We start from the raw sequence: 23584 nt of genomic DNA, 5'->3' as shown, positions 1-23584 counted from the left end.
GAGGATGGCGATGCTCGCGCGACAGCTGGCCGCAGACGCTGCTGAAGGGACATCACAAGACGGGCCGGACGGGGCGATACCCCGGTCCGGCCCGTCCACTCGCTGCTAGAGGTCAAGCTGACGCTGGTGTGTCGTGTGCGTGGGTATGTAACCGAGACCTTCGTTGATCCGTCTCATGTGCGCGTTGCTGTCGGCGGTGTCGGTCAGCAGGCCATCGAGGTCCGGGTAGTCCCTGCGGGCCTGTTGGATCGACTCCGCCTTCATCCAGCGGCCGAGGCCGTGTCCACGGTGCTCGGGCAGTACGCCGGTGCCGTAGTGCTGCCCGTCGCCCGAACCGTTGCCGGGGATGACGAGTTCGGTGAACCCGGCGATCGAGCCGTCGGAGGTGTCGATGGCGGCGACGGTGTGCAGGTGGTCGCCGCGCTGTTCGACGGCCTTCGCCGCAGCCCGTACGCGGTCCACATCCCAGGTCACGGTGCCGAGGTCGGCGTCGTCCATGGGCATGTCGTCCATGGCGCGGCGTGAGTCGGCGAATGTCCGGGCGAGGTCGTCGGGGACGGTTCCCCGCCACGACATCAACCGGTAGCCGGGATGCGGAAGCTCGACGATCTCCGCGAGACCGGCGGTGTCCACGTCGGCCAGAGGCAAGCGTACGAACCGAAAGGTGAGGACCTTCCGGAAGCCGCGCTCGGCCAGGAAGTGGTCGCCGGGCGATTCGTCCTCCGCCTGCGCGACAACGCAGCGTCGGGCGTCGTCCCGGGCCGCGGCCACGGCGGTGTCGAGGAGCCGGGACCCGACGCCGTTGCGGCGCTCCGCGGGATGAACGCGGAGGTCGAGTTCGGCCAAGTGCTCCTGCCCGCCGTCGAGCAGACGCAGGAAGGCGGTCCCGACCGGGATGGAATCCGCGTCGGACGCCAGCCAGGCAAGACGCCGGCCGTGCGGACCGGACGTGGGATCGGTCAGCGGGGTGATGCGAAGGGACAAGGTGTCTCCGTTTTGGGCAACGGGTTAGCGGAAGTGGCGTGTGGTGTGAGGCCACAGTCAGGCGTTGATGGGCGTGAGGCGATACACGCCCTAGTAGCCGACCGTGCCGTCGAGCAGCTCGCGCATGATGTCCAGATGCCCGTTGTGGCGGGCCGTCTCCTCGGTGAGGTGGTGGAGGATCCAGCGCAGGTCGACGCAGACGCCGTTGCGGAACGTTTTCCGGGCCTGCTGGTCCAAGTCGGTTTTGGCGACCAGTTCGCGGTAGCGCGCGCTTTGTTCGGCGTATTCGTCGAGCAGCTGCGTCAGCGGGAAGTCGACGGCGATCCGCATCTCGCGGTCGGGGTCCTCGTCCGTCATGGGGGCCAGGTCCTCCTCGCCGAGGAAGATCACCTGGAACCAGTAGTACTCGACCCAACGGAGATGGTTGATCACTCCGCTCACGGTCATCAGCGGTGAGCCCGGCAGGAGTGCCTTGCGGGCGTTCTCCGCGGAGAGGCCCTCGCACTTGGCGCGGGCGGTGTCCCGTGTGTAGTCGAGGAATGTGGTGAGCTGGGTCCGCTCGTCCCACGCGGTCGGTGTGTCACTGATTCTGGTCATCGCGCGAAGCGTCCCTGATCACCAGGCTGATGTCGAGCCAATAACCGGCGGGCCGCAGCTGACGGCTGGGGAAGGCTGCCGGCATGCGTTCGTGCAAGCTGGGGAACACTTGCGCACGGCAGGTGCGGAGGCGATACGGAACTGGCAGGGTCGGCCTCGTCAGGGCGGCGATCCGGCACGCGCTGTACGTGGATCGACGCGGTTCCGGGACGGTTCCGCCGGGGGAGGAGTTGGACCGGGGTGACGGCGCGATGCCATTCGAGGATCAATCCGACGTGACCGGAGATGACTTTCTGAACAGGGCAACGGAGGCCATGGAGAAGGCAGTGGGCGAGGCGCTCGATGCGACCTTCGACAGTGAAGCCGGTCTCGAACGGATCCAGGCACGCATCGAGCGGGTCTCCGGCCCGCCGCCGGCCGCCAAGAAGGCGCGGACGATCACGGCGTCCGCGGCACGGGACGACCGGCCGCCGAAATCGCCTGCGCGGGAAAGCGCGCGGAAGCTGTCCGGGCGGCGACGCAAGGAGATCGTCGCCGTGCTGCTGTTCAGCGGCGGCCCCGTCTTCGAGAGCGCGATACCGCTGTCGGTGTTCGGCGTCGACCGGCAGGACGCCGAGGTTCCCCGCTACCAGCTCCTTGTCTGCGCGGGGGAGGACGGCCCGCTGCGGACGACGGGGGGAGTGGAACTGACCGCCCCGTACGGTCTGGAGGCCCTCGCGCGGGCGGGTACCGTCGTGGTGCCGGCCTGGCGGTCGATCACCGCGCCGCCACCGCCGGAGGCGCTCGCCGCGCTGCGCCTCGCCCATGAGGAGGGAGCACGGATCGTCGGGCTGTGCACCGGCGCGTTCGTTCTCGCGGCAGCCGGGCTGCTCGATGGCCGGCCCGCCACGACGCACTGGATGTACGCGCCGACGCTGGCCCATCGCTTTCCGTCGGTGCACGTGGACCCGCGCGAGCTGTTCGTGGACGACGGGGACGTGCTGACCTCCGCCGGTACGGCCGCGGGCATCGACCTGTGTCTGCACATCGTGCGTACCGACCACGGCAGCGAAGCGGCCGCGGCGCTGGCGCGCCGACTGGTCGTGCAACAGCGCCGCTCCGGCGGGCAGGAGCGCTACCTCGACCGGTCGCTGCCCGAGGCGATCGGCGCCGACCCTCTGTCGGACGTCATCGCCTGGGCGTTGGAGCACCTGCACCAGCAGTTCGATGTGGAGACACTGGCCGCGCGTTCCTACATGAGCAGACGCACCTTCGACCGCAGGTTCCGTTCACTCACCGGCACCGCCCCCCTGCAGTGGCTGATCACGCAGCGCGTGCTGCAGGCCCAGCGGCTCCTGGAGACATCGGACTATCCGGTCGACGAGGTGGCCGGACGCTGCGGTTTCCGCTCGCCGGTCGCGCTGCGCGGACACTTCCGCCGCCAGCTCGGCTCCTCCCCCGCCGCGTACCGCGCCGCCTTCCGGGCCCGCAGCCCGCAGCCGTCCGATCAGAGCACCGAGCCGGACGGCGTTCTGCTGCCACCCCAGTCCCGCCGCGCCGAGACGGCCGGCACGGTCCCGAGCAGCCGTGAGGACGTGATCGACCTTCGGAATGTGGTCGGGAGCGCATAGGGATGGAAGGGGCGCAAGGGAAGTGTGGCTCACCGAGCGTGGGTTCAGCCGACCGGTGCGGCCTCACTGCTGCTCGGTCTGCGCGCCGGCTTCCTCGAGGTCGGTGACGCTCCCCGACATGATCGTCCGTACGTGGCGGGTGACGGCGTCCACCGGCCAGTTCCACCACGCCACGGCGAGGAGGCGGGCGATGTCCGCGGCGTCGTAGCGCGTGCGGATGAGCCGGGCCGGGTTGCCGCCGACGATGCCGTAGTCGGGTACGTCGCCGGTGACCACGGAGCCGGCGCCGATGATCGCGCCGTGGCCGATCCGTACCCCGGGCATGACCGTGGCGCCGTGCCCGAACCACACGTCGTTGCCCACTACGGTGTCGCCCCGGCCGGGCAGGCCGGTGATCAGGTCGAAGTGCTCGGCCCAGGATCCCCCCATCGTGGGGAACGGGAAGGTGGACGGGCCGTCCATACGGTGGTTGGCGCCGTTCATGATGAACAGGGTGCCTGTACCGAGCGCGCAGTACTTGCCGATGATGAGCCGCTCGGGACCGTAGTGGTAGAGAACGTTGCGGGTCTCGAACGCGGTCGGGTCGTCCGGATCGTCGTAGTAGGAGAAGTCGCCGACGTCGATCAGCGGGGACTTCACCAGAGGCTTGAGGAGAACCACCCGCGGGTGCTCGGGCATCGGGTGGAGCACGGTGGGGTCGGCCGGAACGTGCGGCATCGGGTTGGAGGTTCCTCTCGGCTGGTGCGCCGCCCGGTGCGCGCGGTTGGCGGTTCCGGGCGACCGGTGCGGATGGGCGGCAGGCGGGCGGACCCAGGTCACAACTGGCGGGTGAATTCCAGGCGGTCGGCGAAATTCTCGTAGCCTGCCCGCTCGAAGGCGGTGATCATCGCGATGTTGGCCGCGTCGCAGTCGCCGCGGATCTCCTCCGCGCCGGCCTCGACGAGCAGGCGTGTGCCGCGTGCCACCACCGCCGTCGCGTACCCGTTGCCACGGCACTCGGGAGCCACGGCCACCAGGCCGATCACGGCGGTCGAGGCGTTGCGGGCCGGGAGGCTGAGCGCGGCCGGCGTGCCGTCCGGGGTGTGGCCGACCTCCCACCACGCGGGCTCGAACGAGAACTGCTCCATGTCCGCGAAGAGACGCTCCGCGGCCCCCCGGGCGCCATGCCGGGCGACCATGGCGCCGAGTTGGGCGTCCGCGCTGGTCGGCAGCGCCTGGGTGAGGAGCGCGATGAACGGCTCGCTGCCCAGATCGGTCACGGAGCGCCAGGTCAGCCGATCGTCGTACGAGGTGAGGCCGGCGCCCGAGTGGCGCCGGAAGCGGCGGCCGTCCCGGGCGCGTGCGAAGCCCGCCAACTGGAGGAGTTCTGCGCGCCGTTCCGGCTCCGCCTGGAACTGCGGTGGCTGTACGGGCGAGTCGATGACGTGCTCCAGTTCGGTGGCGCCGAGCGAGCGGGCCAGGGCGGCGGCCTCGCTCAGCAGCTCCTGGCCGGTGGTCAGGCCCGGCTCGTCCCACGGCGCCTCGATGAGTACCAGAGCCATCGGTACGGCGCTTCCGGGAAGCGTCCACAGTGCGGTCGCCGCGGTGAGCTGCCCCGCGGAATCCTCCGCGACGAGGCACCACTCGGGCCTGGTGCACTTCTTGGCGATCAGGTCGTCCAGGTAGGCGGCGGTCCCGGCGTTGCGCTCGGGTCGGCCGGGGATCCGGACGAGGTTCGGCAGTTCGTCCGGGTGAGCGATGCGTATGGCCATGTGTCGTGTTCAACCTGTCTCTCGACTGCGTGGATGTGGTCGGGAACGCTCTATTCGACGGGGTAGCGCACCACCAGCACTCCCTCCACGTCCCCCTTCACTGCCTCGTACACATGAGGTACGTCCGCTGCCCACTGGACGTGGCCTCCTGGACCTACCTCGATCGGGGCGGATGTGGGCCCGACGCGAGCCGTGCCGCTGAGGACCAGCAAGTGCTCCTGCGTGCCTGCCGCGTGAGCGGGCGAGCGCTGCACGGCGCCGGACTCGATGCGTACGCGATACACCTCCGAGACGGCGACCGCGTCCTGCACCCGGTCCGTCAACTGCGCGTGCACCGCATCGCCCCGTACCACGGCGGGACCGACGACCGCGCTCAGCGGCGCCTCAAGGACGGTGGTGAGCGCGTACAGCGTCTCCAGCGTCGGATTGCGCCGGCCCGTCTCCAACTCGGAGAGCGTCCCCTTGCCGACGCCGGAGCGGCGGGCCAGCTCGGACAGCGACAGCCCGCGGTCCTGACGCAGCCGGCGCAGCCGCGCGCCGACTTCCTGGGCAAGTTCCATGAAGTGCCGTCCCTGGAGGGTCCGTTGATGCACTGGCTTCGGCTGAGGCACTGGCTTCAGCGCGCCAAGCGTTCCATAAACGGAACGTTCTGTAAACCGAACGGCCGTGGTGATGCGCAGGAGTTGAGGTGCCGACCGCTGCAAGATCGCCTCAACGTGGCAATTCCGTGAACCCCGTGTTCGAGATGTAATGACTCTCAACCTACTCACCTGTAACATGCGTCGCCGACCAACGACCATGCGTGGACTCGCTCGACCAGCGCCGTATGCGTCAGCGATGCGCCACCCCCCTCGTCCGCGCGCACCAGCCAGGAAGGTTTTCCCCCCACATGGATGGCACCATTGATGGGTTCAGTTATGGCGCCGTGACGCCGGTCGCGGGATATCTGATGGCGTGTTTCGGCAGCGCCTTGGGGCTGCGGTGTACGACCCGATCGCTGCAGTTCACGCAGTCCTGGCGGCCGGGATGGCTGGCCCTGGGGGCCGGTGCCATCGGTGCCGGGATCTGGACGATGCACTTCATCGCGATGATGGGATTCAGCGTCCGTGAATCCCAAGTCGAGTACAACTGGCCCATGACGTACGCCAGCCTGGCGGTTGCGGTGGTGGTGGTCAGCGTCGGCGTCTTCATAGTCGGCTACCGCGGCGCGACGGTGCCCGCTCTGCTGGCGGGCGGTGCCATTACGGGGCTCGGCGTCGCGGGCATGCACTACATGGGCATGGCGGCCATGACCATGCGCGGTGGCTCGCTGCGCTACGACATGGGCACCGTCGGCCTGTCCCTGGCCATTGCCGTGGTGGCCGCAACGGCCGCTCTGTGGGCGGCGGTTCAGGTCAAGAACCTGCTGTGGAGCCTGGGCGCCAGCCTGATCATGGGCGTCGCCGTGACGGGGATGCACTACACGGGCATGGCTGCCGTGAACGTGCACCTGCACGGAACGGCCACACCCGGCATGCTCGCCAATTCATCGTTCGACATGCTGGTCCCCATGCTCATCGGCCCGCTGGCCTTCCTGGTGATCGCAGGAGCCATCGTGATGTTCGATCCACTGATGGTCGGGGGCGGCAACGACGCCGCGGCGCTGCAACGCATCGAGGTGAACATCCCCGGGATGGCTCATCGCGAGACGGTTGACAGGTCCACGGCGACCCCATGGGCGGGCGAGCCGCGGAACCCGGACGCATTCGATGCGTTCGGCGGCCCTTCTCACCCGCCGCGCAACGATGCTCCTCGCGCGAGGAATCAGTGGAACAGCCCGCTCGGCTGACATGTCACCGGGTCACCGCTGACGGCCGTAGGGTGGCGTGGCATGACCGACACCGACACCGACACCGGCTTCGATACCGGGATCGCCGCGGACGCCGACATCGAGATCACTGCGGATCTGGTCCGTGACCTGCTCCAGGAGCAGCATCCAGACCTCGCAGGGCTCGCCATCCGCGAAGTGGCGGGTGGCTGGGGCAACCAGATGTGGCGCCTCGGGGACGAACTGGCGGTGCGTATGCAGCGCATGGACCCCACGCCGGAGCTCCAGCTCAACGAGCGGCGCTGGCTCCCCGTGCTGGCCCCGCGCCTGCCGCTCCCGGTGCCGACGCCGGTGCGGTTCGGTGAACCGTCCGAGCGCTTCCCCAAGCACTGGACCGTCATGACGTGGGTGGCCGGCGAGCCGCTGGACCTCGGTTCGATCAGCCGTGGCGCGCACGCCGCCGATAGCCTGGCGGGCTTCCTCCGCGCGCTTCACGTGGAGGCACCCGCCGACGCGCCGGTCTCCACCGACCGCGGCGCCCATCCCGGAAACTGCACGGACGGCTTCGAGAGCCTCCTCCAGGCCGTCGCGCCCGACCATCTCGTCGCCGATGTGCGGAAGGTCTGGGACGACGCCGTTGCGGCGCCCGAGTGGGAGGGCCCGCCGGTCTGGGTGCACGGCGACCTCCACCCCGCGAACGTCGTCGTCTCCGACGGAACCCTCTGCGGCATCGTCGATTTCGGCGACATGTTCGCCGGCGACCCCGCGTGGGACCTCGCTGCCGCCTGGGTGCTTCTGCCCGCGGGCACGGCCTCACGCTTCTTCGACAAGTACGCGCACGCGGACGAGGCGACGATCCGACGCGCCCGCGGACTGGCGGCGATGAAGAGCCTGTTCCTGATGCTCATGGGCCGCAACGGCGACCGGGGTCTTCCCGGCGGCAAGCCGACGTGGGGGCCGGCGGGGCGGGCGGCGCTCGACCGTGTTCTGGCCGGAGGCTCGATGGAGCGACGGAACGACGGACCTGGTCCGGGCCCGGCCGGCGGCCTCCGCTGACGGAGGCCACCGGGTAGTCAGGTCAGGACTTCGTCTCGTTGCTGCAGTACCAGGAGCCGTAGCGCGACCCGCCGACGCCCGTGTAGCGCGCCTCGCAGACGCGGACCGTCTGGTTCTCGGCGACGTCGTAGTTGCACTGGCGGATCGGGGAGCCGTTGTCGCCGATGCTGGTGGTGTCGTAGCAGCCGGTGCGGATGTCCACCCACTTCGGGGCCTGGCAGTCGTAGCCGGAGCACTGCCACTCCTGGATCTTGGCGTAGACCGTGTAGCCGTCGGCGTCGGTGTCCTGGACGTACAGCCAGTCACCGTCCGGGTAGAAGGTCGAGGTACCCCACGACTTGGAGACGCTCACGTTGAGCCCGCTCGCGGAGGCGGCGCTCTGCATGCCCATCACCATGCCCACGCTCGCCACAAGTCCGAGCACCGCTTGCACCACGCGTCGCATCTTCATCAAAGATCCCTCCCGTAACAGAATCGAACGGAGGGATCACATCGCAATGACGATCATCTGTCAACGAGGTTGCTCTGTACGCGAGTTGGGCCTGCGGCTCGGCAACTGCAGTGCCCCTCCAGCCATTTACGCTACGACCGTTGCGTAAATACGTGACGCTCCCTACTCTCGTCACCCGTGACAACCCCCGCGCGCAGAGGACGCCCCCGCAGCGAGAACGCCGATGTGCGGATCCTTGAGGAGGCGCACGCGTTGCTGGTCGAACGGGGCTATGACCGGTTCGCCATGGACGAGGTGGCGGTCCGTGCCGCGGTGGCCAAGAGCACGCTCTACCGGAGGTGGCCGACGAAGGACCATCTGCTCGTCGCACTCGTTGCCAAGATCCAGGACGAGGTGCCGGTCGCCGACACCGGCGACCTCAGGCACGACCTGAGCGTCTATCTCACCGCCATCGCGACCGGTCTCGACCGGATGCGCCGGGTCGGCCGGGATCAGACGGAGCAGGACAGGTCGGCCGGCGTCGTTGCCGAACTGGTCGCGGCCGCCGCCCGGCACCCCGACGTGGGCGACGTCGTGCGAAACCTGTTCGCCCGCCGCAACGCCCTACCGCTGGCACTGCTCGACCGCGCCCGTGAGCGCGGAGCCCTGGCCCCGGGCACGTCGTCCGAAGTGCTCTTCGATCAATTGGCGGGAGCCCTGTACTACCGGCTCCTGGTCACCGGTGCGCCGATCGGCGCCGACTACGTCGAGGAGCTGGTCGGCCAAGTGCTGGCGGGATCCGGCGCCACTCCTCACTCGGAAGGGATCTGACCATGGCCTGCAGACCGAACCGATACACGTGGACGTGACCCGGTGAACCACTCACTGGCGCTGGCCGACAACGACGCCATGCTCGCCGTCCGCTTCCTGCTCGAAATCGTCTCGCTGGTCTGCGTGGGCACATGGGCCTGGCGCAAGACCCCCGCACCATGGCACTGGCTGCTGGTCATCGTGCTGCCTCTTGCCGTGGGCTGGGCGTGGGGCACGTTCACCGTGCCGGACGACCCGTCCCGTGATGGGAACAGCGACGTCCACACGCCTGGTCCCCTTCGTCTGCTCCTCGAACTTGCCGTGTTCTTCGGCGCGGTGGCCGCACTTCACTTCGCGGACCTGCGCCGCGCGGCCCGTTGGCTCCTTGTGGTCATGGCCGCCTATCAGATCCTCGCGTACGACCGCATCGGCTGGCTCCTGAGCCACTGAGCGCAGGGCGCCGCCGCCTCGTGGTGACCGAAGCGCGTGATCATTCCGGCTCTTCCGTCGTCGCGGGCCCCATCTCCTGCGCCCAGCGTTGACTCCAGGCGTCCAGCGGGTTCAGCGCTCACATCGGCGTTGCAAGTCGCGGAAGCCGGCCGGAACTTGGTTGAGTTCCCACAGGATCCGCATCGTCCAGCGCCGTCCGAGCAGGTCGAGTGCGGCCATCACCGGACGGCCCGTTTCGGACCCCCGGACTGGCACACCGAGATCGCACCACTGGAGGTTCCATGCCCAAGGGCTACTGGGTCAGCGTGTACCGCACCATTTCCGACCCGGAGAAGGTCGCCGCCTACGACAAGCTGGCCGGTCCGGCCGTCGCGGCAGCAGGCGGGCGGCTCCTGGTCGGCTCCGTCAGTCGAGGCGTCGCGTATGACGCCGGAGTCGCCGAGCGCACCATCCTCGTCGAGTTCGACAGTTTCGAGCAAGCCGTCGCGGCGCGCGAGAGCGCGGCCTACCAGGAGGCGCTGGCCGCCCTCTCCGATGGCGTCGAGCGCGACTTCCGCATCGTCGAAGGCACCGACTAGCACCGACTGACTCCAGCTGGCACCGACTGACTCCAGCCGGAACCGACTAACTCCAGCCGGAACCGACTGATTCCAGTCATCCGGAACCGGCAGTGAGCACCGCTCGAACCGCCGCCTGGAGCGCTTCGTCGTCCTGTACGGAACCCCAGTGCTCATGCCGTACGGGGCGTTCGTCGGTGTCGAGCAGGGCGTGCAGGACGGGAAGGGCGGGGGTGACGGACGCCGGGTCGACGGCGGCGACTTCGGCGAGAAGGCGCAGGGGATCGAGGATGGTGGTGCCGGGGCCGCTCGGTGGCCCGCAGATTCCGATGAGGTCGATCAGGGCCTGGACGACGTCGTGTGGGGCTGCGGTGAGCTGCCACAGGATGCGGACGGTCGCCATGGCGTCGGTGGGGTTGTTGTGCCGGAGCCGAGCCCTGACGCACGCGCGGAGGAGCTCAGCGGCGCGTGGGGCGGCCGGAGGATGGGCGGCGGCGACTTCGGCGAGCAGCGCCAGGGCATCGACTCCGCCCGGTGTCCGGTACACGTCGTCGGCGCTGCGCGCGGTCAACTCGTCAAGCCCGGTGAGCACTTCATCCGCGTCCCCGGTGACCCGCCACAGAGCCCTGCCCCGTTCGACAGCGTCCCTCGGAGCTTCGGATGAGAAACGCGGCTTCCTGCCCAGCGCCTCGTGGAACATCCCGCGCAGCCGGTCCGCCGCAGCCGCCCCGAGCGAGTCGCCGAGCGTGATGCAGGCGCGGAGCAGGGTGGGTTCGGGAAGACCGGGGCCCGGCGTCGGGAAACCCTGGTCGTCCACCGGGCGCAACAGGGCGTGTACGGGTTCGTCGTCTCCGGTGAGAGCGTAGTAGTCGAACGGGCTGATGCCGGCGAGCCAACGGTTGGACAAGGCCCCCGGAGAACCCAGCCGCAGGCGCAGACGGTCGCGATGACGCTCGTCCACGCCGCCACGGCCCCCGACGGCACCACCGGCCGGCCCGCCGCCACGTTCGACGGCGAGCAGAGCATGCGCCGCCACCATCAGCGTCTCATCGTCATCGAGCAGTTCGATCAGCCGTGGAACGACCCGTCCGGTGTCCTGGTGCCATTGCCGCAAGACCGAGTCGTACGAGTACGGATGGTGTGCCGCGTGCGCGAAGCGGGCCAGGAGCGGGTCGAGGAGCACGTCGGTGTGCGCGGCGAAGGGGGCGAGGGCCTCGGCGAGGTTGAGCTCGCAGGCGTTCCAGTTGCGCTGGTCCGAGCCTGCCCGGGCGCACGTGAAGGCGCCGTGGTCGGTGAGCAGTTCGGTGAGGGCGGGGACGCAGCGGTCGTCGCCCATCCGGCTCAGCGCCCAGACGGCGTACTCGCGTTCGGGGGCGAGGTCCTTGCCCGGCGCGGTGAGGTGAACCGCCACCCGGTCCGCCCACGGGCGTGCGGCGGCGCCGCACATGGCAACGACCCGCAGCGCGAACAGACGGTTCTGCGGACACGTGTCGTCCACGCGCTCGGCGACGACCGGCAGAAGCTCGGGCAGCGCGGAACGCCTACGCGATATCAGAGCGGCCGCAACGCGCAGGCCACCCGCGCGCGTGTCCGCGTCCGCATGGCTCAGGAGCGCGTGGGCGAGGGCGAGCCGGCCTTCCAGGTCGGCCCCGAGCTGCTGGTCGGCCCCGGTGATGACGTCGATGCGCGTGCGAAGGAACGGCGCGGGTGGATGCGCGGCGGATCCGGCACCGGCGAGCAGCGCGTCGGTGGTGGCGCGTGCGTAGCGGGGATCGACGAGGTCCGGCAGTGTGCGGCGCAGCGCCGCGATGGCCTGCAGCCGGACGTCGTGACGGACTTCCTCGTCCCAGGCGACCCAGGCTTCGATGTCCTCCTCGAAGTCGGGCTCCTCGCCCTTGCCCTGGTCGGTCATCCGTGACCGTAGCCATGCCAGCGCGTCATCGCGCTGCCGGACCGCATACGGGGCGAGCTCACCGACGGCCAGTACAAGGCATCCGGCAGGCAACAGTTCGGGCTCGGCCTCGAAGCGGGCACGCAGGACAGGGATGAGAACGTCGGCGTGGGCGGCTGCCTGAGCGAGTGCGCCGGCCACGCCCGCCCTGATGACTTCGTCCTCGTCGTCGAGCAGCGGGATCAGCTCGGGTGCCGTGCGCTGCCAGGCGGCCGGCCACGCCGGGTCGGAGGTGGGCCGCCACTTGCCCTTGGGCAGCGGACCGACCTGCGCGGCGGGAGCGGTGTTGCCCACGGCGGCGATCTCGGCGATGGCCTGCAGAAGGCCGAGGCGCACGGTGACGAAAGGATCCCGGGCGGCCTCGACGAGAAACGGCACGATCTCGGCGGCGGCCGCCCGCACCGAACTGCCGTCGCCGACGGCCGCGTAAAGCAGATTCGTACACATGTCGTCGGCGGTACGTCGATCCGCCGACCAGAGCTCGTCCAGCACATGGGGGCCGTACTGCTCCGGGGAGTAGGGATCGACCACCTTCGCCCAGTCGACCTGCGCGGCGAGCCGCGCAAGGCGACGCGCCTTCGCGTCGCGGCCGTTCATCGCTTCATCGCCGCTCACCGCTCGCTGCTCGCCGCCCCCGGGTCAGGTCTGCGGGGTGAGGCCGAGGCGGTGACAGGTCAGTGAGCGGTTGCCCTGGCGTCCGTCCCATGCCTCGTACACCAGCGCCTGCGGACCGGCGATCCGCAGGCCGTCGCGCAGCCCGCTCACGCTCATCGCCGCGAGGTTGCGGTAGGCGGCCGACGGCGACGGCCAGGCCAGTTCCGCCCACCAGTTGTGGCCGTACGCGGTGTCCACGGGCGGCCGCCAGCCGGCCTCGACGATCAGTCGGCTGCCGGCTACCCCGGCGCGCAGCGCAGGGTCGAGATGATGGTCACCGGACAGCTCGGCCTCGAGGGTCGCGTCACTCTGCAGGAACTGCACGTACCTCCCCGTCCGTCCGGCCTCCCTGATGACGAGCACCGAACCGTCGGACAGCGAGGCCAGCTCCTCGGCAAGCGCCTCACCCAACGCGCCCCATTCCGTCACTGCCACTCCGCTCACAGCCCGTCCTCGTACGCGTCCAACTGCCGCAGCTCCTCGTCGAGTGCGAGCCGATTCCGGGTGACCAGTTCCAGGTAGAGCGCGCCTGCCGAGCGCAGCACCAAGGCCGTGTCCGCTGCGGCCCAGTGGACCTCGGCATCCGCGCCCGGTCGGCGGTCGGTCGGTTCGCCCAGGGCCGTGCTGAGCGCGGCGGTCATCCTCACGAAGGCGTCCAGGGAGTGGTCCCAGCGGTCGACGTAGTCGCTCAGGCGCAGCTGGACCCGCTCCACCATCTCCCCGTCCTGCGCTGTCGCGCCGCGGCCGGAGGCCCGCCTGCTGCTCTCGAACCCGGTGTCGAGCAGGTCCCACCGGGGCCGGATCATCAGCGCCTTGCGGGTGAACTGAGCCGACCGCCTCGCACTGGAGGTGGCCCCCAACTCCCAGGTGCAGTCCAACGACCGAAGCCGCGCCGCGAATTCGACCACTTCGCCATCACTCAACGCACGCCATTGCGTCATACGTCCCCCGGGAGACGCGGCGCCTGATCGCCCCGCCCCCGTCCTCCTCACGCTCCACCGCGGTCAACCCGCAAGAGACCGACAACTCCTTGATCGTGCCACACCGTTGCACGGTCCCGGAGGCAGTCGCTTTTCACGTGCTCGAAGGCTTGCGGCGCAAGTAATCGGAGCGGGACACGAAGATGTCCACGGCCTCGTGGATCGAGCAGCCGAGGCGGTCCCGGAAGAGCTTGATGGCCATGATCGACATGCCGTCGAGAATCTCCTGATCTGCGAAGGACAGCGGTCCGGCAGTCCAGGCACCGGACGCGGGATCTCCGCCGGGCCAGTCGACGTCGGTCAGAGTGACGAGCAACCGGCCGTCGGAGTGCGCCACCGCCACGTCCATGCCACGGGCCGCCCGCTCGGCGAAGGCAACCGGGGCCGTGCGATCGAGGACCAACACGAAGTGCTGAGCCACGCGCTGCCGCCGCTCATCGAGATTGCCGTCACCGTCGAGGCGCAGGTTGGCGTTCCAGGCAGCCTGGGCCAGCACCGACACGAACACCCCGAGAAAGTCGGCCTCGAGCAGGCCGTCCGCGTGCTCGATCACCATCGCGAGCCCCTGCTGCCCATGCGCATGCCCCGGTCCATGCCAGTCGTGGAGGCAGTCCACGAGTGCGTCCCAGTTGTGACCGAAGTAGCCGGGGAAGGACAGCTCCCGGGCGAACGTACGGAAGAGGGATGCGGGATCCCGCATGTCCCGGCCGTCCAGCCGCAGGACGACACCGCCTCGCTGCACGAGCGCGGCGGTTTCCGAGGCCAGCCAGGGGTCGGCCGGGGAGGTGAACACGACCCATGGGGAACGGTGTTCCGTCAGGGTAGGCGTGATCATCATGTCGAGATCCTCGCACGGCGTGTGTCGGGGGTGCGGTGTACCGACCGCGAGTGCCGCGGGGGACAGTCATGCGTCAGGTGTACGGTCCGCCCCATGGACTCAAGGAGCCTTGAGGCCCGGGGGCGGGCCATCATCGACAACAACCGTTTCATGACGCTGGGGACTGCGAACGCAGACGGTGACCCCTGGGCTTCGCCGGTCTTCTATGTGGCCGACGGCTACTCGACGTTCTACTGGATTTCGTCACCGGAGGCCACGCAGGTCCGCAACATTGCGGTGCGGCCCCAGGTCGGCATCGTGGTGTTCAACTCGCAGCAGGTGCCGGGTTCCGGCGAAGCGGTGTACATGGCGGCCACTGCGTCGGAGCTGACCGGCGCCGAACTGGACCTGGGCCTGGAGATCTACCTGGGCGCGGCACCGTTCGGTCGAGGGCCGGAAGCGTTCCGTCCTCCGGGTCGATACCGTGCGTACCGGGCAGCAGTGACCGAGCATTCCATGCTGTGCCCGTTGGCGTCCGGCGAGCCGTGCCCTGTGCATGGCCGCACGTCCGACCACCGGATGGCGGTACGCCTCCGATAGGCCGCACAGGGAGCACCGCGCATGCCGAGGCCACCGCGCCCTACGCGCCGACGCGCCGGACGGCAGCACCCTGGGCACGGTAACTCCCTGAACAGGGAGGGCGATCGTGGATGCGCTGACGCCCCACTCGCCACGTGTTGTCCCGCCCTGCCTTCAAGACTTGGCTGAGTTATGCCATGGACGGCGACGTGTTCCGCGAATACAAGAACCGTGGGAGCGCTCTCATTCCCGATCGCCCACCCCCCACGGAGGCGTCCATGAGAACTGTCCGTACCACCTTCGCCGCGCGTGCAAGTGCCTGGAACAGATGGAGAGTTGCGCTGGTCGCGGCGCTCGCCGCAGCCGGACTGCTCACGGTGCTGATGCCGGGCGACGCGCGAGGTGACGTGCCGCCGCCTGCGCCCGGCTGGTCGTTGCAGTGGAGCGATGACTTCACCGGGCCGGGCAATACGCTGCCCTCGTCGAGCGACTGGCAGATCGACACCGGCCACAACTACCCCGGCGGGCCCGCGAACTGGGGCACCGGGGAGATTCAGAACTACACGTCGAACCCTTCGAATCTGAGCCTCGACGGTGCGGGGAACCTGCGCATCACGCCGCTCAGGGACGGATCCGGAAACTGGACGTCGGGGCGTATCGAGACACGTCGCGCCGACTTCAAGGCACCCGCCGGCGGCACTCTCGCCATCGAGGGCCGTATTCAGATGCCGAACGTCACCGGCTCGCAGGCGCTCGGCTACTGGCCGGCGTTCTGGGCGCTCGGTGCCCCGTATCGGGGCAACTACTGGAACTGGCCGTCGATCGGCGAGTTCGACATCATGGAGAACGTCAACGGGATCAACTCCGTCTGGGGCGTGCTGCACTGCGGGGTGAATCCGGGCGGCCCCTGCAACGAGACCCAGGGCATCGGCGCCGCCAAGCCCTGCCCCGGCAGCAGCTGCCAGTCCGCGTTCCATACGTACCGCTTCGAATGGGACCGCAGCGTCAGCCCCAACGTCCTGCGCTGGTACGTAGACGGCCAGGAGTACCTCAGCGTCGACGAGAACCGGGTCGGTGCCGAGGCATGGAACAACATGACCAGCCACGCCGGCTACTTCATCCTGCTCAATGTGGCGATGGGCGGCGCGTTCCCCGATGGTGTCGCCGGCCGCGCAACCCCGGTTCCCGAGACCGTGTCCGGCCGGCCGATGCTGGTGGACTACGTCGCGGTGTGGACACGCGGCGGTACCGACCCCGACCCTGATCCCGACCCCGGCGATCCGACCGCGCTGCACCTGCGTAGCGGTGGCACGCTGGGCGGCGCGCAGCAGTCCGCGTCGACGGTGACCCTTGCTTCCGCGGGCGGAGCCAATCGCGACGGAACACCGCACAATCCGCAGGTGTTCACAGCGACGGGCATCAACGGCACGTATACCGGCGGATCGACCCAGTTCGATCTCTTCGTGGATGCCGGCGGCACGGTAGGCAACGGTCAGCAAGCAAGGGTGAGTTATGACCGGACGGGCGACGGGAGTTGGGAGCGCACGGAGACGTTCCGGTATTTCGCCACCGATCCCGTCCCGGGCTATGAGCACTACAGGCAGGCCAGTGGCCTCCACAGCGCGACCGGCTCGCACGGAACCATGACGAACGGCCGGGTGCGCGTCGAGGTGTGGAGCGCGATCGGCAACGGTCCGAGCACGCTGGGCATCGGCAATCAGTCGCAGCTGAGCATCCCGATCGGTTGAGCTACGCGGCGCGGGCGCTGTCAGGTGAGCTGATTCCGCGGCGCCCGCGACCGCCGATGCGAGCGGACCGGCCTGTGTCCGGGGTGCTGTTACGTCGGGTCGTGCGGGGTAGCGGCCATGGAAGCGATGGTGGCGCGAAGAGCATCGTCGAGCGGTGTGGCGCTCACACCGAAGGCCTCTTCGAAAGCAGTGCTGTCGACGACGAATGGACGGTCGAACTGGTAGCGCGTTTCCCTGAGTTCGCGGACCAGCGGATTGGCGAGTTCCAGCGCGCGTCGCACGAGCGCCGGTGGCCGGCTGAGGCGGGGCGCGGGCGCTCCGGCGAGTGAGCAGAGCCGCTCGGCCAAGGTGCGGGCCGATACAGCGGGGCTGTTGGGTACGTGCCAGGCACGGCCCCAGGCGGATGGCGCGTCGGCGACGGCCGCCATTGCTGTGGCGACATCGGGCAGGTAGGTCCAGGAGTGCGGTTGGTCGGGGTCGCCGAGGAACAAGGTGCGCTTCCCGGCAAGCAGGGACGGTACGAACCTGGTGCCGGCCGGGGTTTGGTCGCTCGCACCGGGGCCGAAGTAGTCGGAACTGCGGACTTCGGTGACCTTGGCTCGGCCCTCCTGGTGGGCGGAGAGCGCCTCCGCCCACATGGCGATCCGGACCCGCCCCTTGGTGCCGGTCGCGGCGAGCGGGAGGTCCTCGGTCATGGGCCCTTCGACGGGGCCGTACCCGTAGAGATTGCCCGCGGTGACAAGGACCGCGCCTGTCGACTCGGCAGCGCCCAGGAGCGCGGCCGCCAGTGGCGGCCAGTCCTGGGCCCAGCGGGTGTAGGGCGGACCGGCGCAGTTGTGCAGGGCGGCGGCCCCTTCGACGATCCGGGTGAGCCGGTCGCGGTCGGTCACGTCGGCCGCGACGCACTCCGCGTCGTCCGGGCCCGAGCCGGATCTGGTCACCACGACCACTTGGTGGCCACGCGTCAGCAGGAGGCGTGCGAGGTGCGTCCCGACTTGCCCCGCACCGACGACGACATGTCTGGCCATGACATCCCTCTCGACTCGGCTCGGCTCGCAGCGTGCCGAAGGAACCGATGGTAGGGCCCAACTGCCTTGCCGGCGGGCGGCGTCGACTACCGATTGCGGCCGAGGAAGCCGCGATACCAGGTGATGGTGTCCTCCAGTGTGGTGTCGAGGGGGATGGGCCGCAGGCCGTAGGCCTTCTCGATCGCGGTGGAGTCCATTACCTGCGGCTCCGTGTGCTGATAGAAGAGCTCGGCGTACGAGTCCATGAAGGTCTGGTCGAACGGGCCGAACGGGACCGGCTCGGTCTTGATGGTGACGTTCAGTGGCCGACCGACCTTCCGCTCGATCAGCCGGAAGACGTCCTGTGTGCTGGTGGCGGGCGCGGTGGGCAGGTGCCAGACGCGGCCGTCGCCGTCCGGGTTCTCGCCGAGGGTCGCCAGACCGGCGGCCACACTGCGGATGTCGGTGTAGCTGTGCGGCAGTGTGATGTCGCCCAGGCCGGCCACCTCGGTGCCGGTCAGGGCGCCGGGGAAGACGGCGCCGCCGAGGGACGAGTTGAGCACTCCCGGGCCGACGAAGTCGGCCGAGCGACCGAGTACGACGCGAGCCCGGCCGGCCTTGTGCGCGGCCAGGTACCTCTCGTCCAGCGCGGCCCGCATCCGGCCCTTGGCGGTGGTGGCCCGCCACGGCGTGTCCTCGGTCATCACCTCGCCGTGGGTCTCGCCGTACGGATACAGCGTGTCGAGTACGACCAGCCGTGCCCCCTCGGCCTCGACCGCGCCGAGTACGGCGTTCTGAATGCCCGGCATCGTGTCGAGCTGCAGGTGGTACGCCACATTGACGCAGTGGTAGACGACGGCGGCGCCCTTGATCGCGGCACGGGCTCCCTCGACGGTCCCGACGTCGCCCTGAACGCGTGTGACGCCCTCGGGGGTGTCGCCGGTCGCCGAACGGTCCACGAGGCGGACCTCATGTCCGCGCCGGGCCAGCTCCCCGGCCAGTGTGCTGCCGGCCGGTCCGGCGCCAAGAACTATGTGCAGGTCAGACGTGGTGGTGTGCATGATCTGGCTCCCTTCGACATCGCGCTTTCGTTATAGACCGTAACTCCTGTGATGGCATAACGCAAGAATGAGTAGCGAAAGCGATACTCTGTAACCTCTGCTACGAGAGGCAACGGGAGGCAGAGGCATGGCATCGGCACCACGGACCCGCACTCCGCGGGAGCGGTATCGCGACCGGACGCGCGCGGAGATCAAGGAGATCGCCGTGCGGCAGCTGGCCGACGGAGGCGTGGAGAGCGTGGCGCTGCTGCGCATCGCGAAAGAGCTCGGCATGTCAGGACCGGCGCTCTACCGCTACTTCGCGGGCCGCGACGACCTCCTCGCCGAACTCGTCATGGACGCCTACGACTCGATCGCGTCGGAAGTCCAGGCAGTCGACACCTCGGCCGGCGATCGAGCGGCGCTGCACGCGCTGGCGACGGCGTTCCGCGCGTGGGCGGTGGCGCAGCCGCACCTCTATCTGCTCCTTCAGGGCACGCCGGTGCCGGGCTTCACCGCACCGGCCGAGACGGTGGACCGCGCCCGAGCGGTCCTCGGCCCGTTCCTGCCGGTCTTCGCCGAAGGACGCCCGGTCCGCTCCGTGAACCCACTCCTGACCGAGCTCCGCGCGTGGCTGCGCAAGGACACCGCGGTGGCGGCATGGGTGGAGGAGTGGACCGGCCTCTCCGCCGCGAAGCCCGCCGCGGCCGTTGCGCTGACCGGCGCCATCACGGCCTGGCCGCAACTCCACGGCACCGTCGGCCTGGAGGCCGCCGGTCAGTTCACCGGGATGGGGCACGCGCCGGCAACGCTGCTCGCCGTGCAGGTGGACATGCTGGCCGACACGTTCCAACTGGCGTGAGGGAGCTCATCTCCCTCGCCGATGACGAGGGGAACAGCGTCACCGTCAGCGTTCTGGGGCGCAGCCCTGTATGGAACGCGGGGCTCGACGCCGAGATCGTCGTCAGGACACCGTTCGTGTCCGGTCGTATCGGCTTGGTGCTGTCGGCCTCGAAACTGGCAGGTTGGGCCGCCGCGCTGCACGGTCTCGACACCGGCGAAGACGTGGTGTGGATGGAGTGGGACCGAGGGCCGACCCTCTCCATCCAGCTCACCGGTGAGCGTGACTGCCCCGAGGTGGTCGTGGAGGACGAGTCGGGGTCCATGGTCACCGTGCGGGTTCCGATAGTCCCCCCGGACGACTGGATCGCCGACCATCGGCAACGCCTGCGCGAGGTCTCGGATCACTGGGTTCCCATGCTGTCAGCCTAGGGAGACATGCCCCTCACATGCTGCTCGGTTCAAGACCGGATCGGATCCGGGCCGGCGTCTCCTGGCGCGCTGACAGCCAATACTTCGGCTGCCAATACGTCGACTGCCACTACGTCGACCGCGCGCCTCAACCGTCGGCAGGCGCGCGGGGCATCGGAGGGTGCGAGCGTGATCTCGGCGGTGGCGCGGGCGGATCCGTGGGTTCGGTAGGTCATTTCCAGTACCGGAACGGAACGCAGCGTGGAGACGATTCGGGCCAGGATCTCGGGGGAGTGGCGGAGGGTCACTGCGAGGCGCGCAGTGTCGTACGGAGATGGGGTTGCTCCGGTCGGCGCAGCGGTGCCGTCGCCGCTGCCCGCCGTCAGGGTGGGAACGTTGAGCGTCATGGCGTGTGCTTCCTCGCTGGAATCTGGGGCCGGATCCGGCCGTCTGCATGGGGGCGAAAGCAAAAAGACCCCTCGCGGAATGCGAGAGGTCTGCGTGTGGGCGGTGAGTACCCGGGAGGGGTGGCCTCCGGGTCAACTCGATGCCGACACGCCGCAGCTGATAATGAGCTGACGCAGCATGGTCCGGATGCTGGCACGTATCTCGGTCCGCGACAACGTCGTCTCATGGGGCGGACAGGGGCGGCCTCCGTGCTCAAGGTGACCGAGGATCATGGCTCCCTGCTTCCGTGCCGCATGTCACGGTCCGGAATGTGAACGGCCGTGTCCGCGCTCGGGCGGATGCCTCTAGGCTGGCCGGGCAGCTGGTTCGCCCCGTCCGCCAGGCGGGATGCGTCGTAAGAGGGAACCCGGTGGGAATCCGGGACTGCCCCGCAGCGGTGAGTGGGAACGACCGCCGTCATACGCACTGGATCCGACGTACCGGATCCGGGAAGCGACGGCCAGTAGGTGTCCTGTGTACGCAGTCGGTACGCAGGGCGTGTCCGCGAGTCCGAAGACCTGCCCGTTGCCCGCGTACGAGACGTCTCGTACGCGGATATCCCGGTGACCTCGTGGGCGGGTCGGCGTACATATCAGGCGGACGGACCGTGCCATCCCGCGCACGCTCGCACCGCCCGGTCACGTACCCCTTCGCGCTCCCGTCCCGTCTCCGGGATCTCAGGGATTCATCTCGCGAAGGAGATCTCCGTGACCACGAAGTCCGCAGCCGCGGCAGCACGGGCCACCGTGTACGGCTACCCACGCCAGGGCCGCAACCGCGAACTAAAGAAGGCCGTTGAGGGGTACTGGAAGGGCACGGTCACCGCCGATGACCTCCGGCAGACCGCACGGGACCTGCGCCGCACCAACTGGCAGCAGCTGTCCGATGCCGGCCTCCATGAGGTGCCGACCGGCGACTTCTCGTACTACGACCACGTTCTGGACACCACCGTCATGGTGGGTGCTGTTCCCGATCGCCACCGCGACGCCGTCGCCGCCGACGCATTGGACGGCTACTTCGCGATGGCGCGCGGCACGCAGGACGTCGCCCCGCTGGAGATGACGAAGTGGTTCGACACCAACTACCACTACCTCGTACCCGAGTTGGGTCCCGACACCGTTTTCGCCTCGGATGCGACGAAGCAGGTCACCGAACTGCGTGAGGCCGTATCGCTCGGTCTGAGCGGGCGTCCGGTCCTGGTCGGTCCGGTCACGTACCTGCTGCTCGCGAAGCCCGCACCGGGCGTGGCGGCCGGCTTCGAGCCGCTGACGCTCCTCGACCGTCTGCTGCCGGTGTACGCGGAGGTCCTCGCGGATCTGCGTGCGGCGGGCGCCGAGTGGGTGCAGCTCGACGAGCCCGCCCTGGTCCAGGACCGCACGCCGGCCGAGCTGAACGCCGCCGCGCGCGCCTACCGCGAACTCGGCACCCTCACCGACCGGCCCAAGCTCCTTGTCGCCTCCTACTTCGACCGTCTCGGCGAGGCGCTGCCAGTTCTCGCGAAGGCCCCCGTCGACGGTCTCGCGCTCGACTTCACGGACGCGGCCGCCGCCAACCTCGACGCGCTCGCCGCCGTGGGCGGACTGCCCGGCAAGCGCCTGATCGCGGGTGTCGTCAACGGACGCAACATCTGGATCAACGACCTGGAGACGTCACTCGCCACGCTCGGCACGCTGCTCGGGCTCGCCGGACAGGTGGACGTGGCCGCCTCCTGCTCGCTGCTGCACGTACCGCTGGACGCAACCGCCGAGCGTGACATCGAGCCGCAGATCCTGCGCTGGCTCGCCTTCGCCCGCCAGAAGACCGCGGAAGTCGTCACCTTGGCCAAGGGCCTGACGCAGGGCACGGGCGCCATCGCGGCGGAACTGGCCGCGAACCGCGCCGACCTGGCCTCCCGTGCCACCTCGCCGATCACCCGGGATCCGGCGGTACGCGCACGCGCCGCCGCCGTCACGGACGCCGACGGCCGACGCGCCTCGGCCTACGAGCAGCGCGCCACGGCCCAGCGCGCCCATCTCGGTCTGCCGCTGCTGCCGACCACGACCATCGGCTCGTTCCCGCAAACCGCCGACCTGCGCACCGCCCGTGCCGACCTGCGCGCCGGACGCCTCGACGCCGTCGGCTACGAGGAGCGCATCAAGGCCGAGATCCAGGAGGTCATCTCCTTCCAGGAGAAGGCCGGGCTCGACGTTCTCGTGCACGGCGAGCCCGAACGCAACGACATGGTGCAGTACTTCGCCGAACAGCTCACCGGCTACCTCGCCACGCAACACGGCTGGGTGCAGTCGTACGGCACCCGCTACGTGCGCCCGCCGGTCCTGGCCGGCGACATCGCGCGGCCCGAGCCGATGACGGTGCGCTGGACCTCGTACGCCCAGTCACTCACCGACCGCCCGGTCAAGGGAATGCTGACCGGCCCGGTCACCATGCTCGCCTGGTCCTTCGTCCGCGACGACCAGCCCCTCGCGGACACGGCACGCCAGGTTGCTCTTGCCCTGCGCGACGAAGTGTGCGATCTGGAAGCCGCCGGCACATCGGTCATCCAGGTCGACGAGCCGGCGCTGCGCGAAACACTGCCACTGCGTGGCGCCGACCACCCTGCCTACCTCGCCTGGTCCACCGAGGCATTCCGCCTCACCACCGGCGCCGTACAGGACGCCACCCAGATCCACACCCACATGTGCTACGCCGAGTTCGGCGACATCGTCCAGGCCATCGACGACCTCGACGCCGACGTCATCAGCCTGGAAGCGGCCCGCTCCCACATGCAGATCGCCCGCGAACTCGCCACCCACGGCTACCCGCGCGAGGCGGGCCCCGGGGTGTACGACATCCACTCACCGCGCGTACCCGGAACGGACGACACAGCCGCACTGCTGCGCAAGGGCCTGGAAGCACTCCCGCCCCAGCGGCTGTGGGTCAACCCCGACTGCGGCCTGAAGACGAGGGGCTGGCCGGAGACCAGGGCATCGCTGGAGAACCTGGTGGCCGCTGCGCGCATCGTTCGAGCTGAACTCACGTAGCCCGACTGCGAGTCAAGAGGCGGGAGAGGCGACATGCT

At 69.4% G+C, this 23584-nt stretch carries 24 protein-coding genes, 1 pseudogene and 1 riboswitch; of the genes and pseudogenes, 11 read left to right on the top strand and 14 right to left on the bottom strand.

Annotated features, from left to right (window positions below; translation table 11 throughout):
* Window positions 1-105: 105 nt before the first annotated feature.
* Both ACIBI4_RS05025 and ACIBI4_RS05020 read right to left on the bottom strand, forming a co-directional pair.
* Entirely contained in the window at window positions 106-984 is an 879-nt protein-coding gene (locus ACIBI4_RS05025) for a GNAT family N-acetyltransferase (RefSeq protein ID WP_399202198.1), read from the bottom strand.
* 90 nt (window positions 985-1074) lie between these two features.
* Complete coding sequence (locus ACIBI4_RS05020; protein ID WP_399202197.1) at window positions 1075-1581, bottom strand: DinB family protein; 507 nt, start codon at window positions 1579-1581, stop codon at window positions 1075-1077.
* 314 nt (window positions 1582-1895) lie between these two features.
* Between ACIBI4_RS05020 and ACIBI4_RS05015 the strand changes: the two genes are divergently transcribed.
* Window positions 1896-3191, top strand: coding sequence for a helix-turn-helix domain-containing protein (locus ACIBI4_RS05015; protein ID WP_399202196.1), 1296 nt, complete (start codon window positions 1896-1898; stop codon window positions 3189-3191).
* A 63-nt stretch (window positions 3192-3254) separates the two neighbouring features.
* Here the strand turns inward: ACIBI4_RS05015 and ACIBI4_RS05010 are convergent, their stop codons facing one another.
* From ACIBI4_RS05010 to ACIBI4_RS05000, 3 genes are all read right to left on the bottom strand, one after another.
* Window positions 3255-3908, bottom strand: coding sequence for a CatB-related O-acetyltransferase (locus ACIBI4_RS05010; protein ID WP_399202195.1), 654 nt, complete (start codon window positions 3906-3908; stop codon window positions 3255-3257).
* A 98-nt stretch (window positions 3909-4006) separates the two neighbouring features.
* Window positions 4007-4942, bottom strand: a complete 936-nt coding sequence (locus ACIBI4_RS05005; protein WP_399202194.1) for a GNAT family N-acetyltransferase — start codon at window positions 4940-4942, stop codon at window positions 4007-4009.
* A gap of 50 nt (window positions 4943-4992) precedes the next feature.
* On the bottom strand, window positions 4993-5502 hold the full coding sequence (locus tag ACIBI4_RS05000; protein ID WP_399202193.1) for a helix-turn-helix domain-containing protein: 510 nt from the start codon (window positions 5500-5502) through the stop codon (window positions 4993-4995).
* 329 nt (window positions 5503-5831) lie between these two features.
* On the opposite strand from ACIBI4_RS05000, the gene ACIBI4_RS04995 reads away from it, so the two are divergent.
* Window positions 5832-6770, top strand: a complete 939-nt coding sequence (locus ACIBI4_RS04995; protein ID WP_399202192.1) for an MHYT domain-containing protein — start codon at window positions 5832-5834, stop codon at window positions 6768-6770.
* A gap of 42 nt (window positions 6771-6812) precedes the next feature.
* Window positions 6813-7805, top strand: a complete 993-nt coding sequence (locus ACIBI4_RS04990; protein ID WP_399202191.1) for an aminoglycoside phosphotransferase family protein — start codon at window positions 6813-6815, stop codon at window positions 7803-7805.
* 22 nt (window positions 7806-7827) lie between these two features.
* On the opposite strand, the gene ACIBI4_RS04985 is transcribed toward ACIBI4_RS04990, so the two are convergent.
* Entirely contained in the window at window positions 7828-8256 is a 429-nt protein-coding gene (locus ACIBI4_RS04985; RefSeq protein WP_399202190.1) for a hypothetical protein, read from the bottom strand.
* A gap of 177 nt (window positions 8257-8433) precedes the next feature.
* Here ACIBI4_RS04985 and ACIBI4_RS04980 point away from each other — a divergent pair, with 177 nt between their 5' ends.
* The gene (locus ACIBI4_RS04980) at window positions 8434-9066 is read left to right on the top strand and encodes a TetR/AcrR family transcriptional regulator (protein ID WP_399202189.1); all 633 of its coding nucleotides are present in this window, start codon (window positions 8434-8436) and stop codon (window positions 9064-9066) included.
* A gap of 42 nt (window positions 9067-9108) precedes the next feature.
* A complete protein-coding gene (locus tag ACIBI4_RS04975; RefSeq protein ID WP_399202188.1) occupies window positions 9109-9495 on the top strand; it encodes a YrdB family protein in 387 nt (128 codons plus the stop codon).
* A gap of 114 nt (window positions 9496-9609) precedes the next feature.
* Here the strand turns inward: ACIBI4_RS04975 and ACIBI4_RS04970 are convergent.
* Window positions 9610-9714, bottom strand: a pseudogene (locus ACIBI4_RS04970) (transcriptional regulator); the annotation flags it as partial.
* Window positions 9715-9776: 62 nt separating this feature from the next.
* Here ACIBI4_RS04970 and ACIBI4_RS04965 point away from each other — a divergent pair.
* A complete protein-coding gene (locus ACIBI4_RS04965; RefSeq protein ID WP_399202187.1) occupies window positions 9777-10073 on the top strand; it encodes a DUF1330 domain-containing protein in 297 nt (98 codons plus the stop codon).
* 76 nt (window positions 10074-10149) lie between these two features.
* On the opposite strand, the gene ACIBI4_RS04960 is transcribed toward ACIBI4_RS04965, so the two are convergent.
* The 4 genes from ACIBI4_RS04960 to ACIBI4_RS04945 all read right to left on the bottom strand — a co-directional run bounded on the left by ACIBI4_RS04960 (window position 10150) and on the right by ACIBI4_RS04945 (window position 14475).
* Complete coding sequence (locus ACIBI4_RS04960; protein ID WP_399202186.1) at window positions 10150-12618, bottom strand: hypothetical protein; 2469 nt, start codon at window positions 12616-12618, stop codon at window positions 10150-10152.
* A 24-nt stretch (window positions 12619-12642) separates the two neighbouring features.
* Window positions 12643-13101 carry a TY-Chap domain-containing protein gene (locus tag ACIBI4_RS04955; protein ID WP_399202185.1) on the bottom strand — a complete coding sequence of 153 codons (459 nt, stop codon included), beginning with the start codon at window positions 13099-13101 and terminating at the stop codon, window positions 12643-12645.
* Window positions 13098-13598 (bottom strand): DUF6301 family protein, encoded by a 501-nt coding sequence (locus tag ACIBI4_RS04950; protein WP_399202184.1) that lies wholly within the window; start codon window positions 13596-13598, stop codon window positions 13098-13100. Before ACIBI4_RS04950 ends, ACIBI4_RS04955 begins: the two co-directional genes overlap by 4 nt.
* A gap of 133 nt (window positions 13599-13731) precedes the next feature.
* The gene (locus ACIBI4_RS04945) at window positions 13732-14475 is read right to left on the bottom strand and encodes a barstar family protein (RefSeq protein ID WP_399202183.1); all 744 of its coding nucleotides are present in this window, start codon (window positions 14473-14475) and stop codon (window positions 13732-13734) included.
* 93 nt (window positions 14476-14568) lie between these two features.
* On the opposite strand from ACIBI4_RS04945, the gene ACIBI4_RS04940 reads away from it, so the two are divergent.
* Window positions 14569-15054 carry a pyridoxamine 5'-phosphate oxidase family protein gene (locus ACIBI4_RS04940; protein ID WP_399202182.1) on the top strand — a complete coding sequence of 162 codons (486 nt, stop codon included), beginning with the start codon at window positions 14569-14571 and terminating at the stop codon, window positions 15052-15054.
* Between the two features lie 257 nt (window positions 15055-15311).
* A complete protein-coding gene (locus ACIBI4_RS04935; RefSeq protein ID WP_399202181.1) occupies window positions 15312-16781 on the top strand; it encodes a glycoside hydrolase family 16 protein in 1470 nt (489 codons plus the stop codon).
* Window positions 16782-16870: 89 nt separating this feature from the next.
* Here the strand turns inward: ACIBI4_RS04935 and ACIBI4_RS04930 are convergent, their stop codons facing one another.
* Window positions 16871-17809, bottom strand: a complete 939-nt coding sequence (locus tag ACIBI4_RS04930; protein ID WP_399202179.1) for an NAD-dependent epimerase/dehydratase family protein — start codon at window positions 17807-17809, stop codon at window positions 16871-16873.
* Between the two features lie 86 nt (window positions 17810-17895).
* A complete protein-coding gene (locus ACIBI4_RS04925; protein WP_399202178.1) occupies window positions 17896-18849 on the bottom strand; it encodes an NAD-dependent epimerase/dehydratase family protein in 954 nt (317 codons plus the stop codon).
* Between the two features lie 127 nt (window positions 18850-18976).
* Between ACIBI4_RS04925 and ACIBI4_RS04920 the strand changes: the two genes are divergently transcribed.
* On the top strand, window positions 18977-19690 hold the full coding sequence (locus tag ACIBI4_RS04920) for a TetR/AcrR family transcriptional regulator (RefSeq protein ID WP_399202177.1): 714 nt from the start codon (window positions 18977-18979) through the stop codon (window positions 19688-19690).
* On the top strand, window positions 19687-20100 hold the full coding sequence (locus ACIBI4_RS04915) for a DUF5959 family protein (RefSeq protein ID WP_399202176.1): 414 nt from the start codon (window positions 19687-19689) through the stop codon (window positions 20098-20100). The genes ACIBI4_RS04920 and ACIBI4_RS04915 overlap by 4 nt, the downstream gene beginning before the upstream one ends.
* A gap of 29 nt (window positions 20101-20129) precedes the next feature.
* Here ACIBI4_RS04915 and ACIBI4_RS04910 read toward each other — a convergent pair whose 3' ends face one another.
* Entirely contained in the window at window positions 20130-20486 is a 357-nt protein-coding gene (locus ACIBI4_RS04910; protein ID WP_399202175.1) for a hypothetical protein, read from the bottom strand.
* Between the two features lie 346 nt (window positions 20487-20832).
* A riboswitch (cobalamin riboswitch) is annotated at window positions 20833-21067 on the top strand.
* A 166-nt stretch (window positions 21068-21233) separates the two neighbouring features.
* Between ACIBI4_RS04910 and metE the strand changes: the two genes are divergently transcribed.
* The gene (gene metE, locus ACIBI4_RS04905) at window positions 21234-23546 is read left to right on the top strand and encodes a 5-methyltetrahydropteroyltriglutamate--homocysteine S-methyltransferase (protein WP_399202174.1); all 2313 of its coding nucleotides are present in this window, start codon (window positions 21234-21236) and stop codon (window positions 23544-23546) included.
* Window positions 23547-23584 lie beyond the last annotated feature (38 nt).

Source organism: Streptomyces sp. NPDC050418 (assembly GCF_044458745.1).
Classification (GTDB): Bacteria; Actinomycetota; Actinomycetes; order Streptomycetales; family Streptomycetaceae; genus Streptomyces.
Note: the sequence above shows the minus strand (reverse complement) of the source record. Positions and strands in the feature narration are given on the sequence as shown.

Excerpts from the sequence above, each read along its gene's own strand:
- ACIBI4_RS05020 (WP_399202197.1), bottom strand. The coding sequence starts at position 1,581 with ATGACCAGAATCAGTGACACACCGACCGCGTGGGACGAGCGGACCCAG.
- ACIBI4_RS05015 (WP_399202196.1), top strand. The coding sequence starts at position 1,896 with ATGGAGAAGGCAGTGGGCGAGGCGCTCGATGCGACCTTCGACAGTGAA.
- ACIBI4_RS05010 (WP_399202195.1), bottom strand. The coding sequence starts at position 3,908 with ATGCCGCACGTTCCGGCCGACCCCACCGTGCTCCACCCGATGCCCGAG.
- ACIBI4_RS05005 (WP_399202194.1), bottom strand. The coding sequence starts at position 4,942 with ATGGCCATACGCATCGCTCACCCGGACGAACTGCCGAACCTCGTCCGG.
- ACIBI4_RS05000 (WP_399202193.1), bottom strand. The coding sequence starts at position 5,502 with ATGGAACTTGCCCAGGAAGTCGGCGCGCGGCTGCGCCGGCTGCGTCAG.
- ACIBI4_RS04995 (WP_399202192.1), top strand. The coding sequence starts at position 5,832 with ATGGATGGCACCATTGATGGGTTCAGTTATGGCGCCGTGACGCCGGTC.
- ACIBI4_RS04990 (WP_399202191.1), top strand. The coding sequence starts at position 6,813 with ATGACCGACACCGACACCGACACCGGCTTCGATACCGGGATCGCCGCG.
- ACIBI4_RS04985 (WP_399202190.1), bottom strand. The coding sequence starts at position 8,256 with ATGAAGATGCGACGCGTGGTGCAAGCGGTGCTCGGACTTGTGGCGAGC.
- ACIBI4_RS04965 (WP_399202187.1), top strand. The coding sequence starts at position 9,777 with ATGCCCAAGGGCTACTGGGTCAGCGTGTACCGCACCATTTCCGACCCG.
- ACIBI4_RS04950 (WP_399202184.1), bottom strand. The coding sequence starts at position 13,598 with ATGACGCAATGGCGTGCGTTGAGTGATGGCGAAGTGGTCGAATTCGCG.
- ACIBI4_RS04945 (WP_399202183.1), bottom strand. The coding sequence starts at position 14,475 with ATGATGATCACGCCTACCCTGACGGAACACCGTTCCCCATGGGTCGTG.
- ACIBI4_RS04940 (WP_399202182.1), top strand. The coding sequence starts at position 14,569 with ATGGACTCAAGGAGCCTTGAGGCCCGGGGGCGGGCCATCATCGACAAC.
- ACIBI4_RS04935 (WP_399202181.1), top strand. The coding sequence starts at position 15,312 with ATGAGAACTGTCCGTACCACCTTCGCCGCGCGTGCAAGTGCCTGGAAC.
- ACIBI4_RS04930 (WP_399202179.1), bottom strand. The coding sequence starts at position 17,809 with ATGGCCAGACATGTCGTCGTCGGTGCGGGGCAAGTCGGGACGCACCTC.
- ACIBI4_RS04925 (WP_399202178.1), bottom strand. The coding sequence starts at position 18,849 with ATGCACACCACCACGTCTGACCTGCACATAGTTCTTGGCGCCGGACCG.
- ACIBI4_RS04920 (WP_399202177.1), top strand. The coding sequence starts at position 18,977 with ATGGCATCGGCACCACGGACCCGCACTCCGCGGGAGCGGTATCGCGAC.
- ACIBI4_RS04910 (WP_399202175.1), bottom strand. The coding sequence starts at position 20,486 with ATGACGCTCAACGTTCCCACCCTGACGGCGGGCAGCGGCGACGGCACC.